The sequence below is a fragment of the Vibrio sp. HA2012 genome (genome assembly GCF_002812955.1).
GTDB lineage: Bacteria > Pseudomonadota > Gammaproteobacteria > Enterobacterales > Vibrionaceae > Vibrio.
Window position 1 is genome coordinate 35,519 of sequence record NZ_PFXK01000008.1, and the last position, 15,353, is coordinate 50,871.

General features: G+C 47.1%; 13 protein-coding genes. 5 read left to right on the forward strand and 8 right to left on the reverse strand.

All coding sequences use genetic code 11. The features are described 5' to 3' along the window. Position 1: 1 nt before the first annotated feature. The 3 genes from menH to CSW98_RS14370 are packed head-to-tail and all read right to left on the reverse strand — an operon-like array spanning position 2 to position 3,850. Positions 2-811 (reverse strand): 2-succinyl-6-hydroxy-2,4-cyclohexadiene-1-carboxylate synthase, encoded by an 810-nt coding sequence (menH, locus tag CSW98_RS14360; protein ID WP_100801168.1) that lies wholly within the window; start codon positions 809-811, stop codon positions 2-4. Beyond that, positions 798-2,510: a 2-succinyl-5-enolpyruvyl-6-hydroxy-3-cyclohexene-1-carboxylic-acid synthase gene (gene menD, locus CSW98_RS14365; protein ID WP_100801169.1), complete on the reverse strand. Its 1,713-nt coding sequence runs from the start codon at positions 2,508-2,510 to the stop codon at positions 798-800. Before menD ends, menH begins: the two co-directional genes overlap by 14 nt. After that, the gene (locus tag CSW98_RS14370) at positions 2,507-3,850 is read right to left on the reverse strand and encodes an isochorismate synthase (protein WP_100801307.1); all 1,344 of its coding nucleotides are present in this window, start codon (positions 3,848-3,850) and stop codon (positions 2,507-2,509) included. Before CSW98_RS14370 ends, menD begins: the two co-directional genes overlap by 4 nt. 203 nt (positions 3,851-4,053) lie before the next feature. Here CSW98_RS14370 and CSW98_RS14375 point away from each other — a divergent pair, with 203 nt between their 5' ends. The 5 genes from CSW98_RS14375 to rrtA all read left to right on the forward strand — a co-directional run bounded on the left by CSW98_RS14375 (position 4,054) and on the right by rrtA (position 8,601). Then, the gene (locus tag CSW98_RS14375; RefSeq protein WP_100801170.1) at positions 4,054-5,268 is read left to right on the forward strand and encodes a pyridoxal phosphate-dependent aminotransferase; all 1,215 of its coding nucleotides are present in this window, start codon (positions 4,054-4,056) and stop codon (positions 5,266-5,268) included. Between the two features lie 141 nt (positions 5,269-5,409). Further along, positions 5,410-6,009 (forward strand): 5'-deoxynucleotidase, encoded by a 600-nt coding sequence (gene yfbR / locus CSW98_RS14380; protein ID WP_100801171.1) that lies wholly within the window; start codon positions 5,410-5,412, stop codon positions 6,007-6,009. Positions 6,010-6,057: 48 nt separating this feature from the next. Next, positions 6,058-6,672, forward strand: a complete 615-nt coding sequence (locus CSW98_RS14385; RefSeq protein ID WP_100801172.1) for a YrbL family protein — start codon at positions 6,058-6,060, stop codon at positions 6,670-6,672. 37 nt (positions 6,673-6,709) lie between these two features. Next, on the forward strand, positions 6,710-8,032 hold the full coding sequence (locus CSW98_RS14390) for an anti-phage deoxyguanosine triphosphatase (RefSeq protein ID WP_100801173.1): 1,323 nt from the start codon (positions 6,710-6,712) through the stop codon (positions 8,030-8,032). A gap of 17 nt (positions 8,033-8,049) precedes the next feature. Further along, positions 8,050-8,601, forward strand: coding sequence for a rhombosortase (gene rrtA, locus CSW98_RS14395; protein ID WP_100801174.1), 552 nt, complete (start codon positions 8,050-8,052; stop codon positions 8,599-8,601). A 50-nt stretch (positions 8,602-8,651) separates the two neighbouring features. Here rrtA and CSW98_RS14400 read toward each other — a convergent pair whose 3' ends face one another. From CSW98_RS14400 to clpX, 5 genes are all read right to left on the reverse strand, one after another. Continuing rightward, a complete protein-coding gene (locus CSW98_RS14400; protein WP_100801175.1) occupies positions 8,652-8,966 on the reverse strand; it encodes a ComEA family DNA-binding protein in 315 nt (104 codons plus the stop codon). Positions 8,967-9,090: 124 nt separating this feature from the next. Then, positions 9,091-10,956 (reverse strand): peptidylprolyl isomerase, encoded by a 1,866-nt coding sequence (gene ppiD / locus CSW98_RS14405; RefSeq protein WP_100801176.1) that lies wholly within the window; start codon positions 10,954-10,956, stop codon positions 9,091-9,093. Between the two features lie 152 nt (positions 10,957-11,108). Next, positions 11,109-11,381: a non-specific DNA-binding protein Hbs gene (gene hbs / locus CSW98_RS14410; protein WP_100801177.1), complete on the reverse strand. Its 273-nt coding sequence runs from the start codon at positions 11,379-11,381 to the stop codon at positions 11,109-11,111. Positions 11,382-11,554: 173 nt separating this feature from the next. Further along, entirely contained in the window at positions 11,555-13,924 is a 2,370-nt protein-coding gene (gene lon, locus CSW98_RS14415) for an endopeptidase La (protein ID WP_100801178.1), read from the reverse strand. A 123-nt stretch (positions 13,925-14,047) separates the two neighbouring features. Beyond that, positions 14,048-15,328 (reverse strand): ATP-dependent protease ATP-binding subunit ClpX, encoded by a 1,281-nt coding sequence (clpX, locus tag CSW98_RS14420; RefSeq protein ID WP_100801179.1) that lies wholly within the window; start codon positions 15,326-15,328, stop codon positions 14,048-14,050. Positions 15,329-15,353: the final 25 nt, after the last annotated feature.

A 15,353-nucleotide genomic window follows, 5' to 3' on the forward strand; every position in this document is an offset into this window, starting at 1 on the left:
TTTATTCCAATTGTCCTGTTTGTATCTCAGTTATGATAGTTCGAACCAGCTGTGCGAATGCATGCGGCTGCTCACTGTGAACATTGTGTCCGGCATGCTTTGCTCGGGTAAAGGATAGCCCGCTTTGTTCAGCTAATTCGGAAAATTTTTGATCTCTTTCACCGCACAGATAATGCAGTGGAATATGACTACCTTTTAGGGAATCCCGCAGATACGGCTGCTTAGCCAAAGAAGTGGCCATTAGCATCCGGCTCACACCTCGGCCATCATTATGACTGCGCTTTTGCACCAGATGTGTTCTCTGCTCAGGGGTAAGAGAAGAAAATACCGGCTGACGATACCAGTCGGCCAGTACCTGCTCTATCGGCTCCCGTTCAAAACGTACTGCCCATAGCCGGTCCCCCATCAAACGCTGCTGTATCTCTGCTTGTGACTGCAGTCCCGTATTCCCCCCTTCCAGAATACAACCACCAAGATCCAACGCATCAAATCCGTGATAACTCAGACCATACATAATAATCCGGGCTCCCAGAGAGTAACCGATCAAAAAAACCGGCCCGGTCAGATACCGGGGGGGGATTCCATTCAAAATTGCAGACAGAACAAGCTGACAGCAATCGTCAAAGCCATCACAGGAAATAAGCGAGCTGCAACCATGTCCCGGCAGATCAACCGTCAGTACTGCATAATCCTTCAGTTCATTAACCACGGCTTCCCAGTCACGAGTATTTCCCAGCAAGCCATGTATCAACACCAAAGTACCTCTGGACGGAGCGCCGCCTGCGGGTTCGGTAAATCTAGTGTAAAGCATGGATCTGTTCTATCCGCTGTCTGATGTCTGTCGCCGTCTGCCCTTGAGGAGTCTGAACTTCAACCAGTAACGTTCCGGAACCACTGCTCAGATGATGGCTTACCTGAATCAGGAGGCTATCCAGCGAATCCGGGACAAGGTAACCCAGCCGAAACTGACTGGCGGCATGCTCAAACGTAAAACCATGCGGCATCCGGTACAGAAACTGCTTCTGCTGATCCGGAACCGGTAAAAGATCAAATATCGCCCCACCGTCATTGTTGGTGACAAGGATCACCACAGGCTGCTTCGTCTGGCAGAATAACGCCAGTGAATTGATATCGTACAGCAGCGAAGTGTCGCCGATTAGCACCAGCATAGGAGAGGCATTAGCACGCTGCACACCGGCAGCTGTAGCGATCAGACCATCAATACCTGATGCTCCGCGGTTGGCGTATACCCGATTTTGTTCCAGACGGGATGCCATATCCACCAGACGGACAATCAGGCTGTTACCGATAAACAGATCTTGCCCACCTGCTAATTCAGAAAGATGAACAGCCAGATTCAGTTCCGTCAATGTGCGGTCTTTTTTCAGTAACTCACTAATCTGAGCTGCGTGTTTTATCAGTCCGTCAGCCCAGCCGTCACATTCAGATTTAATAGGGAAAGAAAGCTGCTGCTGAACCCAGACAGAAGCATTCGCCACAACATGAGTCTGCCGTAGGTGATCCGGATTCAGACGCTTGTGTTGAGGGGAGATCAACCAGTAATCACACTGGGGATCACTGCACTGAGAACAGATAAAAGTATTAAGCCGTTTGGAAACCATACGGGCACCAAACTGGATAATAAGATCACATTCTGCCAGTTTTTTCCGGTACTCATCCACCTGCAGCCAGAGATCATAATGAGCCCAGCCACTGCTGATACCCGACTGGGGATCACACAACAGAGGAAAACCCATCGCACTGGCGAAACGTTGCGCCGCAAGCGCATCCTGCAGATCCAGACTAGCGGCGATAACCACCCCTTTCTTATCCGAGAATGCTCCCGACAGGGTCTGTACGGCAGGGACTGATTCATATTGCTGCACGGTATATGGCTGATCATCATCCTGCCAGCCCAGTAGCGGCTGGAGATAGTCGGAAAAAACGGTCTTACTCAGTTGAGTATACAGTGGCTCAGGGAACGGACAGTTAATGTGTACCACACTGCCTGAGTGGCATTGCTTATACAGAAGCTGATCCAGCGATGTCAGCAGCCAGGCAGGAGGAACAGATGAACAGGGAGCAGGCAGATTCAGAGAGGCAACAACATGTGATGCAAAGATCCCGTTCTGTTCAATAGCCTGATTGGCTCCGCAGTCGATAAGTTCTTTCGGGCGATCGGCACTTAATATCACCAATTTTTCGCCCGTCAGATTAGCCTCGGCAATAGCCGGTAACAGATTCGCAACGGCCGTTCCTGAAGTCACCACTACAGCAACCGGTGCATTGGTGGCTTTTGCCATCCCCAGAGCGAAAAAACCCAGTCCGCGTTCATCAAAATGTGTATGGATCGTCAGTAAAGAGTTTGCATCTGCTTCAAGGGTCAGCGGCGTTGAACGGGAACCCGGTGCAATACATATCTGCCGAACACCAAAGCGGGTCAGTTCTTCCAGAATCAGTTGACTCCATACACGGTTCAGTACCGCCTGTTCCTGACCGTAACTCGTCATGGCTGTTTGTTCTCTTGCATTACTGTATTCCCTTCAACTGACACACGTTCTTTATCTGCTGTTTCTTTTAAAAGACTAAGCAGTGTTGACATCTTCCGGTCCAGTTCCTGCCATTCAAATTCCGCATCGGATCCTGGCAGAATACCGGCTCCCGCGTACAGACGGATCAGCCCGTCAGACACTTCTGCGCTACGGATTGCCACACAGATCTGGGCTTTTTGATGGCTGATATATCCCATTGATCCGGCATACCATCCCCGGGGAAAAGGTTCTTTATCCAGAATATACGCCAGAGCTGCTGCTCTTGGCAGCCCCGCAACGGCTGCTGTCGGCTGCAATGCCGCCAGCAGATGAACACCATTAATGCCGGGTTTCAGACAAGCATGGATCTTCCGTTTCAGGTGCTGCACCTTGCGCAGACAAACCAGATGAGCCTCGGCTTCAACATCAATAACATCAGCATACGGATTCAGACAGTCAATAATATCATCAACGACGAACTGATTTTCTGTCAGGTTTTTTTCATCATGCACCAGCCAGTCGGCCAGTTCCTGATCTTGACGTGCATCACTACCGCGTCCGATCGTCCCGGCCAGAGCTTCCGTTTCCAGACTTAATCCGTCACGCAGATAGAGGCGTTCTGGTGTTGAACCGATAAAACTGCTGCCCGGCTTGATGGCCAGCATAAAATGAAAACTGTCTCTGTTGCTTATCATGCTGGTCTTCAGCAACTGAGCCGCCGATACAGGCCGGTCAGGTACAACCGTACTCTGCCGGGCCAGCACTACTTTCTTAAACGCATTGTTTTCAATACGCTGTAGTGCATCCTCCAGCAGTGACTGCCAGCCGGAAAAATCCGGAGTATGGGAAACAGAATGAATGCAGGCTTCAATTGGGACAGGTAATGGCTCAGCAGGTAACAGAGACGCCAGAGCCTGTAGCGCATCTTCTCTTTTTTCTCCCAGATTAACCGCCAGCATCCACTGTTCTCCCTGACGGAACAATTCAATTTGTGGCAGAAAAAAGAAAGCCGACGGAAAATCCGGATTCTTACCGGTATGCCCGTCAAAGGCGCGTCCCCCCCAGATCCGCTGCTCATCACTGATTAAAGCATAGGCCGGCTCCGGTTCAGAAAATGTACATATCTGCCCGAGTGCAGCGACCTCTTCTTCACCATTTCTGGAATACCAGTAAAATTTGGGGAACAGAGGCTGAGTATTCAGCCAGTCGATTAAAGCGATACTCCCCGCAGAAACAGGCTGAGTAACACGTACGTCCGAATCTCCGGCGACCTTTACCTGTTCCGTTAGTTCAGTAACAGCTTGACGTATGTGAAACAAATCAACCTCTTCTCGTAGTATATTCAGTGACACGGTTACTCTATGGCGTGCCTGTGCGCAAATCAAGCCTGCCTATCTCATTTACTACTTTTCTTATTTTAAACGGATAAAGACCGACCAGTTAGAGATAGATTTTTATACTTTAAACACACAAATTGGTGTACTTTAATAACTTAAAGACCGGACTATCAGGAATCAAAACAATGCAAAATATCGGGATGTCAAAAAAACTCGATAATGTCTGCTATGACATTCGCGGGCCAGTGCTTAAACATGCTAAACGCATGGAAGAAGAAGGACACAAAATACTAAAGCTGAATATTGGTAATCCCGCCCCGTTTGGTTTTGATGCCCCGGACGAAATCCTGGTCGATGTAATCCGTAACCTACCGACATCTCAGGGCTATGCCGATTCCAAAGGCTTGTATTCTGCCCGTAAGGCTATCGTTCAGCATTATCAGAAACGCGGGATCCGTTCTTTGGATGTCGAAGATGTATATGTCGGTAACGGAGTCTCTGAACTGATCGTGATGGCAATGCAGGCGCTGCTTAATAATGGCGATGAAATGCTGGTACCCGCTCCGGATTATCCACTGTGGACAGCCGCGGTATCGCTGTCCGGCGGCAATGCTGTACACTATTTGTGTGATGAACAAGCGGATTGGTTCCCCGATCTGAACGATATTAAAAGTAAAATCACCCCCAAAACCCGCGGTATTGTCCTAATCAATCCAAACAACCCGACAGGTGCGGTATACAGTCGTGATTTTCTGCTGGAAGTTCTGGATATCGCCCGTCAGCATAAATTGATCATTTTTGCCGACGAAATCTACGACAAGGTGTTATACGACGGAGCAACCCATACCTCCATTGCCACACTGGCCGACGATGTATTGATCATGACCTTCAACGGCCTGTCAAAAGCCTACCGCGTATGTGGTTTCCGTAGCGGATGGATGTTCCTGACAGGTCCGAAACAACAAGCTGACGGCTACATTTCCGGACTGGATATGCTTGCCTCTATGCGTCTCTGTGCCAATGTACCGATGCAGCACGCCATTCAGACTGCGCTTGGCGGATATCAAAGTATCAATGAGCTGATCCTGCCGGGTGGCCGTTTACTTGAGCAGCGGGACAGAGCCTGGGAACTGATCAACCAGGTGCCGGGGGTCAGTTGTGTTAAACCGAAAGGAGCCATGTATCTGTTCCCGAAAATTGACACCAATATGTACAGCATTAAAGATGACCAGAAAATGGTTCTGGATTTCCTTGTGCAGGAAAAGGTTCTTTTGGTACAGGGTACCGGCTTCAACTGGCCAGAGCCTAACCATTTCCGCATCGTCACTTTACCGCATGTAGAGGATCTGGAAGTGGCTATCGGCCGCTTTGAACGCTTCCTCTCAACATATAGTCAGTAATCACTGCTTATCACGGCTCCTTTCCAGGAGCCTTGATTGTCTCAGTCACCGATAGTAAAAATAGCAATCCGCTCTATAAAACCCTTTTCGAGTTGGTTAAGCTTGCAGTAACCTGTAGGGCTGTCGCATAAGGATAATCCAGTGAAGAAAAAACAAAGCACGTTTATGGCATGGGTCACTCGTATGCCACTGATCAAACGTTGGGCGCTGATGCACTGTTTTCAGGAAGAAAATGTGTCTGAACACTCGCATCAGGTTTCAGTCATTGCCCATCTGCTGACCGTGATCAGAAATAAGCGTTATAACGGAAATCTGAGTCCGGAAAGAGCTGCCGTCGTTGCTATTTATCACGAAATCTCAGAAACAAAACTTCAGGACATCAACTCAAAAACCAAGTACCACAGCCCAGAGTTTACTGCTGCATTTAAAAAGCTCGAAGATATTGCCGAACAGGAATGTCTGGAAACTTTACCGGAAGATTTACGTGATGAATTCGCCAGTTTGCTCGTTCAGAAAAATGTCGATACTGAATATAAGGCCATTGTGAAAGCGGCAGATATACTGGCTGCTTATATTAAGGCATTGAATGAGTTAAGATTCAGTAATGATGAGTTTTTACACGTCAGGGAAGGACTCGAACCCCGTATAGAAAAACTTATCGAGACAATGCCTGAAGTAAAAGATTTTATGGATATCTTTTGTGATAGCTGCACAACAACATTCGATAAAATTTCAGGCTAATTTATGTATGTTCCATATTAGAGAAAATTTTCAGGGTTAAGAGTAGTTATGATTCATATTGATAAATCTGGTTTTGTTGGCCGGGGCCATCACCGGGAAGTCTACCGTCATCCGCAACGTCCGGAATTATGCATAAAAGTTATTTTTGATAACCAGTATGATACGCGAGAGATTGAGCGGGAGAAATCATACTATAAGCATCTCCAAAATCGTGGCATCAGCTGGGATTTATTGTCTCAATATCATGGGGACGTGGATACTGATCTGGGAGCAGGTTCAGTATTTGATTTGGTCGTAGACACGGATAACAGTGTATCTAAGACGTTAGGCTATTATTTATCCGATCCTGACAGAACTCAAACATACTATAGTGATTTATTAAAGACTCTTGCAGATTTAAAACATTATTTACTAGAACAAAGAATCATTACAAAAAGTTTAGCCCACAGAAATATCGTCTGTCAGAAAACCCCTTCCGGGATAACACGAATGGTGATTATTGATAATATCGGTAATGCGGAGTTTCTACCACTGAGTAACTATATTAGCTTTATGGGCAGAAAGAAAGTTGGCAGAAAATGGCAGCGTTTTGAAAAAAAACTGGCTAAAGAATTTTCTGATAATCAGGCATTGCACAATCTTCTGAAAGATTTAAATAAGTAGATTATACCTATACGAATAAACAGTTGGTTGAAACAGCATGGATACAGACACGCAGGAACTCTGGCAACAGCGGATCAATAATGAACACAAACTAAGACGTCAGGATCACCGGGATCCGTTCCAGCGGGATCGGGCACGGATACTGCACTCTGCTGCTTTCCGCCGCCTGCAGGCGAAAACTCAGGTACATGGCACTGGGGTAAATGATTTTCACCGCACCCGTCTGACTCACTCTCTGGAAGCCGCACAAATCGGTTCAGGCATTCTGGAACAGTTGAAGCGCAAACAACCCGAGTTTATCCCTTTATTGCCTGGTATGAGTCTGATAGAAGCCCTCTGCTTGGCACATGATATCGGCCACCCGCCATACGGGCACGGCGGTGAAGTAGCTCTCAACTATGTGATGCGTGATCACGGTGGATTTGAGGGAAATGCCCAGACATTTCGTATTGTCACCCAACTGGAACCTTATACGAAAAACAACGGCATGAACCTTTCCCGGCGCACCCTGCTGGGTCTGCTCAAGTATCCGGCGCTGCTCAGCCAGACCCAGCGGGAACAGCGTCCGCAAGCAGTAAGCCATCAACGACAGATGAAAGCAAAAGAGTGGATTCCGGCCAAAGGGCTGTACGACTGTGATAAAGGAGAACTGGACTGGGTACTGTCTCCCCTGACAGATACCGATAAGGCCGCACTCTCAGCCATGCGCAGCCGTCAGGTTGCACCTGACCAGCATAAGAAAACCCGCTATAAATCTCTGGACTGTTCCATTATGGAGCTGGCGGATGATATTGCTTATGGAGTGCATGATCTTGAAGATGCCATTGTACTGGGGCTGATCAGCCGTCAGCAATGGCAGGAATCTGCTGCCGCCCGTCTTGCGGAATGCGACAACCCTTGGTTTGAAGAGAATATACACCAAATCAGCCAAATGCTGTTTTCCGGGGAACATTATCTAAGAAAAGACGCCATCGGCGGAATTGTAAATACCCTGCTGACCGGTATTCATATCGCCAGAGTCTCCGGAGCTGAATTCCGTTGTGATCTGCTGAGTTACAATGCCATGCTTGACACCCATCTCAGCGATGCACTGACCATTTTCAAATGCTTTGTCAATGACTATGTTATCCAGATCCCGGAAGTGCAGCGATTCGAATACAAAGGACAACAGATTATTATGGATCTGTTTGAAGCACTCAGCAGTGATCCCGAACGGCTGCTTCCGCAAACCACGCGCCAGAAGTGGCTGCTAGCCAGTCAGAACACGACTCAGGGGATGCGAATAATCTCCGATTATATAGCAGCAATGACCGACGGTTATGCCCAGAGGCTACATCAGCAACTGTTTGCTGCCCGTTAATATCACTGAGTCATATCATGCGTCTGTACCTTGCCTTGCTACTTATCAGCATAATCGTTTTCCTGCTGCAGCTCCCTGAACTCCAGAGCCTTGCTGAATGGAATAAGGAGCTGATAAAACAAGGTCAATGGTGGCGAATTTTAACCGGCAACTATACGCACACCAACCTGCCCCATATGGGTATGAATCTGCTGGCGTTATGGCTTATGGGAAACCTGTTCCGCCCCGCAGTAAAAAATTTGCTGTCGGTACTCAGCCTTATTTCCGCCATAGTCGGTATCACTCTCCTTCTGTCATCTATGCAGATATACCTTGGTCTTTCAGGTATTCTGCACGGAATATTTGCCTATTATGCACTGAAAGAAGCTCTCAGCGGCAGACAGTCCAGTTGGTTGCTGGTGGCAGGCATTAGTATAAAAATCGGCTGGGAACAATGGTATGGCGCTTCTGCGGACACTGCCAGTTTGATTGGTGCCAGAGTTGCCATTGAAGCACATCTGATCGGCGGCATAACCGGTGGCTTACTCACTATAGTGACTCATCCTAAAGATAAGAACAGACATAAATGATCTGCCGGAACAGAGACACCGGCAGATCATAAAACATTGCTGTATTCTGATTATAAGAGGATCCGTTCCCGGTTTTTCTCAATAGTAGCAGAACCGATACCTTTTACTTTCTGCAATTCGTCTGCACTCTTGAACGGCCCGTTTTCTGTTCGGTAATCAACGATACTCTGAGCCTTTTTCAGTCCGATACCCAACAGTAACGTTGACAACTCTTCTGCCGGAGCCGTATTGATGTTCACGGTGATCCGGATCCCCTCATGGGTACTGCTGTCTGTTTTGGTTTCGCCACTGGCTGTTTCAGCCAAAACTGTGCAGGAAAAAGAACACGCCAATAATGTTGCTAACAATAATTTTAAATATTTCATAGTGATACCTTCTTCTGTGAAAGGCTTTACTATAACGAGCCAGGCAATATTGTCGCTATCCGGATAAACAAAATAGAACGAGCCGCATAAGCGGCTCGTGAATACAAATAGCAGTTACAAAAAACTACGGCTGAGTACTGATAGCATAGTACTCAATATCAGCCTTCTCCCGCAGGTCTTTCATCAGCACAGTTAAATCCTGCTGACCTTCTGCACTGACCAACTGGCTGCCAATCTGCTCGGTATACATTGGTTCAATGTCCGTACTCACCGCTGACAGTGCAATAAGAACTACATTACCCTGCATATCCGTTGTCTGAGAGTAAACCGCTTTGCCCTCTTCAGGCTTCGGCATAGCAAACACTGCCGAAGAAAGCTCAGAACCCCTGTCTACTGATTCAGTTTCCCCCCAGGCCAGATTGTGTTCTGCCAGAACTGCATCATTACCCGCCTTCAGTTCATCCATCACTTTAACGGCCAGCTCTTTTGCCTGCTGTTCGCCTTTCGCATCAGACAACTCAGTCACAACCAATGGTTTGACTTCATCAAATGGCAATACGGCCTCATCACGAAGATCATTGATCCGGACAACCACAACATGCTCAGGTGCAATTTCAATCACCTCAGAGTTCAAACGATCATCTTTCACTTCCGCCGATCCCAGAGCCTGCAGAACGGCTGCAGAACTCAGAGATTCAGGAGCATCATCCAAAGAAATAAAGTCGGTATTCTGTACCGGTAAAGCAACGGCCTTCGCGGCATCATCCAGAGAGTTCGGATATTCAAATGCAACGGTTTCCAGCTCGGTCTGCAGTTCATAGAAACGTTCTACCGCTTTCTGCTCTGCAATGTCAGATTTAATCTCATCGGCCACCTGATCATAAGGCTTCGCCTGTGCAGCCCGGATGGCATCCAGACGAATGATATGGTAGCCAAACGAAGACTTCACCAATCCTGTGGTATCACCCGTTTTTTCCAGAGCAAACGCCGCCTCTTCAAATGCAGGATCCATGACTCCCTTCTCAATCCAGCCAAGTAGACCACCTTCCTGAGCACTACCTACGTCCTCAGATTTGGCTTTTGCCAGAGCGGTAAAATCTGCACCACTGTTCAGTTCATCAAGGATACTCTGGGCTTTAGCCTCATCGTCACCTTCAACCAGAATATGACTCAGCTGACGCTGTTCCTGCGTGGTGTATTTACTGATTTGTTCCGCGTAGTACTGCTGCGCCTCTTTCTCAGAGACTGACACCTGTTCCTTCAGTGCTTCTGCCGACAGTTCAAGGTAAGCGACTTTCATCTGCTCCGGACGCGTATAGTTCGCCTGATGTGTATCATAATAGGTCTGCAGTTCTTCATCGGTCAGCTCCACACGTCTGGCAAAATCATCCAGCATCAGAGTAATCGTCTGAATATCCCGTTTTTGGGTGATCAACTGACTCAGAGCCGCCACCTCATTACTCAGAGAGAATACACTGTTTTGTACAGCGGCACGCACCTGTTGACGGGTCAAGTCACGGCGCAGATACTCAGCAAAGCTGTCCACCGTATAACCGGCTCTGCGCAGAGCGGCCTGATAAATATCCTGATCAAACTTACCGTCATTCAAAAACGGTTCCATGTTCAGAATTTCATTTCGTACCTGTTCATCACTGATCCGCAGACCTAGTGATGCAGCATACTGCTCCAGCAGTACTTCGTTAATCATTCTATCCAGAACAGATTTACGGAAAGACTGAACATAAGCCGGATCGGCAAGGAGATTGGAAAAATAGTCCCCCATCTGCGCCTGCATACGATTACGTTCGCTCTGATATGCCTGCTCAAATGCCCCGCGACCAATTTCAGTATTACCTACTTTGGCCGCCGCATTTCCGCTGCCGCCGATAATGTAATTACCCACTCCGGCAAATACAAAAGAAAGGATAATGAGTCCAAGAATAATTTTAACCGCGATGCTGTTTACGCCTTCGCGCAGTCGATCCATCATAATCTAACTAATCTCCGGAAATAGAGCTCGATACCACTCAATAAAATTGAATGTCTGATGATATCAGAAAAAGAAATGCGCACCAGTACGATGCGCATAAATAAGAACGGGTAAGCCAAGGCTAACAAAGCTTACCGCAAAATAAGCTTATATCAGTTACAAGCATCTTTTAGTGCTTTACCTGCTTTGAATGCAGGTACTTTAGCTTCGGCGATTTGGATCTCTTCGCCAGTTTTTGGGTTACGGCCTGTACGTGCTGCACGAGTACGAACACTGAAAGTACCGAAACCAACCAGAGCAACCTGATCGTCTGCCTTTAGCGTTTCTGTAACAGCTTCGATGAATGCATCAAGTGCACGGCCAGCTGACGCTTTAGACAGATCTGCATTTTCTGCGATTTTTTCCACTAATTGTGTTTTGTTCACTGTAATTCCCCTTATCGTTACCCTTTATTTTTTTAGTCGGTAACTTACGTTCCATTTGATGTTGAAATTAAGCGCAAGCCTTGAAATACCTAGCTTTTGCTATAGTTGGTTAACTTAGCTTCCAAAAAAAACGCTGACAAGTGTTTTTCAACTTATCAGCGTGATTCTTTTGGTTATTTTTGCTCTATATCACTATTTTTAGCCTCAACAGTGAATCCGGATGGATTATGTTCAAGAGCAACGCTTAAAACTTCGTCAATCCATTGAACGGGTTTCACTTCCAGATCAGCAATCACATTGTCCGGGATTTCTTCCAAATCCCGTTCATTGTCTTTTGGAATCAGTACCGTTTTGATCCCACCACGGTGTGCTGCAAGCAGTTTTTCTTTTAATCCGCCGATTGGCAATACTTCGCCTCGCAGAGTAATTTCACCTGTCATTGCCACATCCGCCCGAACCGGGTTGCCTGTCAAACTGGACACCAGCGCTGTGCACATAGCGATACCGGCACTTGGTCCGTCTTTTGGTGTAGCACCTTCCGGTACGTGAACGTGGATATCCCGTTTCTCGTAGAAATCTTCGTTGATACCCAGTTTAGCCGTGCGGGTACGAACCACTGTCATCGCAGCCTGAATCGATTCCTGCATCACATCACCGAGAGACCCCGTCTGTGTCAACTTGCCTTTACCCGGCATAGCTTCAGTTTCGATAGTCAGGAGATCACCACCAACTTCAGTCCATGCCAGACCGGTAACCTGACCGATTCGATTGCTCTCGTCAGCTTTACCATAATCAAAACGCTGAACACCAAGATAATCTTTCAGGTTGTCTATCGTAACCACGACTTGTTTCAGTTTCGGGTTAAGTAGGATATTTTTGACCGCCTTACGACAGATCTTCGAAATTTCACGTTCCATTCCACGCACACCCGCTTCACGAGTGTAGTAACGGATAATACCGATAATGGCAGAATCGTCGATCTCAACCTCATGCGGTTTCAGACCATTGCGCTCTATTTGCTTACCGACTAAATGGCGTTTAGCAATATTCAGTTTTTCATCTTCGGTATACCCTGACAGACGAATCACTTCCATACGATCCAGCAACGGCCCGGGAATGTTCATCGAATTAGATGTCGCGACAAACATCACATCTGAAAGATCGTAATCCACTTCCAGATAATGGTCGTTAAACGAGTTATTCTGTTCAGGATCCAGTACTTCCAGCAGTGCTGAAGACGGGTCTCCACGCATATCAGAAGACATTTTGTCGATCTCATCCAGCAGGAACAACGGGTTTTTCACGCCGACCTTAGACATTTTCTGGATCAGTTTACCCGGCAGAGAACCGATATAGGTACGGCGATGGCCACGAATTTCAGCCTCATCACGCACCCCACCCAGCGCCATACGGGTATATTTACGCCCGGTAGCAGCAGCAATAGAACGTCCCAGTGATGTTTTACCAACCCCCGGAGGCCCCACCAAACACAGAATCGGACCTTTTAATTTGCTGACTCTGTGCTGTACCGCGAGGTATTCCAGAATACGTTCTTTCACCCGCTCCAGACCATAATGGTCTTCATTCAGGATCTCTTCCGCTTTCGCCAGATCTTTCTTCACCTTCGAACGTTTCGTCCACGGAACATTTACCATCCAGTCGATATAGCTGCGTACCACCGTCGCTTCTGCTGACATTGGTGACATCATCTTCAGCTTATTCAGTTCCTGCTCGGTTTTTTCACGGGCTTCCTGCGGCATTTTGGATGCTTCGATCTTCTTCTTCAGTGTCTCAAATTCATCCGGAGCATCATCCATTTCACCCAGCTCTTTCTGAATCGCTTTCATCTGTTCATTCAGATAATATTCACGCTGGGATTTTTCCATCTGCTTTTTCACCCGGCCACGGATGCGTTTTTCTACCTGCAGCAGATCAATTTCAGCTTCCATCTGACCCATCAGGAATTCAAGACGCTCGTTGACGTCAATGATTTCCAGTACCTGCTGTTTTTCAGCCAGCTTCAGAGGCATATGTGCTGCTATGGTATCGGCCAGACGGGCTGCATCATCAATGCCATTCAGCGACGTCAGTACTTCCGGCGGAATTTTCTTATTCAGCTTGATAAAACCTTCAAACTGATTGATAGCACTCCGGACAATGACCTCTTCTTCTTTCTCATCCATCAGAGGTGTAGTCAGGTACTCGGCATCGGCAACAAAGAAATCATTTTCTTTAAAGCTGTGAATCTTAGCTCGCTGTTGCCCTTCAACCAGTACTTTAACCGTGCCGTCAGGCAGTTTCAGCAGCTGAAGAATCGTTGCAACTGTACCGATGGCAAACAGATCGTCGATTGCAGGTTCGTCGGTATCAGCTTCTTTTTGGGCGACTAACAAGATTTGTTTGCTGCTTTCCATCGCTGATTCAAGGCAGCGAATGGATTTTTCCCGGCCAACAAACAAAGGGATTACCATGTGAGGGTATACAACCACATCTCGTAACGGCAATACGGGAATCTCGATACGCTCGGAACGTTCCAAGTTCATATATGTCTCTCTATCCGCTTGTTCTTATCAAAAAGAATATGGGGACTATTTAAGGGGATTCAACAAAATAAAGATAAAAAAAGGGAGTAATTTCTTACCCCCTATCCAGATTCATTGCAGTTTTTATTCTGCACCGGCTGCCTGATTCTCTTTACCTTCATATATCAGTAAAGGTTCAGATTCACCATTGATTACGGATTCGTCGATAACGACTTTGCTGACATCAACAGAAGATGGCAGTTCGTACATGGTTTCCAGCAATACACTTTCCAGAATGGAACGAAGACCACGAGCTCCGGTTTTACGTTCCATCGCCTTCTTGGCAATAGCACGCAGTGCGTCTTCACGGAACTCCAGCTCTGTGTTTTCCAGCTCAAACAGAGCGGCATATTGCTTGGTCAATGCATTTTTCGGCTCACAAAGGATCTGGATCAGAGCTTCTTCATCCAGCTCAGTCAGTGTTGTAGTGACCGGCAGGCGTCCGATAAATTCGGGGATCAGACCATATTTCACCAAATCTTCCGGTTCAACCTGAGTAAACAGCTCACCAATAGTTTTGGTTTCATCTTTGGAACGAACTTCTGCGCCAAAACCGATACCTGTACCAGTAGCGACACGCTGTTCAATCACCTTATCCAAGCCGGCAAACGCCCCGCCACAGATGAACAGGATCTTGGAAGTATCAACCTGCAGAAATTCCTGCTGAGGATGCTTACGCCCTCCCTGAGGCGGAACAGAAGCAATCGTACCTTCAACCAGCTTCAACAATGCCTGCTGAACCCCTTCACCCGATACATCACGGGTAATGGACGGATTTTCTGATTTACGGGAAATTTTATCAATTTCATCAATATAGACGATACCACGTTCAGCTTTGGCAACGTCATAATCACATTTCTGCAGCAGTTTCTGGATGATGTTCTCGACATCTTCACCTACATAACCAGCTTCTGTCAGTGTTGTGGCATCTGCCATAGTAAACGGAACGTCCAGAAAACGTGCCAGCGTTTCTGCCAGCAAGGTTTTACCGCTTCCTGTCGGCCCGATAAGCAAGATATTACTTTTGCCAAGTTCCACACCATCAGCCGTCACATCACCGTTACGCAGACGCTTGTAGTGGTTGTAAACGGCAACAGCAAGTACTTTCTTGGCATATTCCTGACCAATGACATAGTCATCAAGGTGATCACGAATTTCGCGCGGAGTCGGCAATGGTTCCGACTCTTTCTTCGGCATTGCTTCTTTTATCTCTTCACGAATAATATCGTTACAAAGATCAACACATTCATCACAGATGTATACTGAAGGGCCGGCAATCAGTTTACGGACTTCATGCTGGCTTTTACCGCAGAAAGAGCAATACAGCAGCTTACCGCTACCACTCTCTTTGCTTTTATCTGTCATTCGCTAACCTCTTTAGCCTTTACTT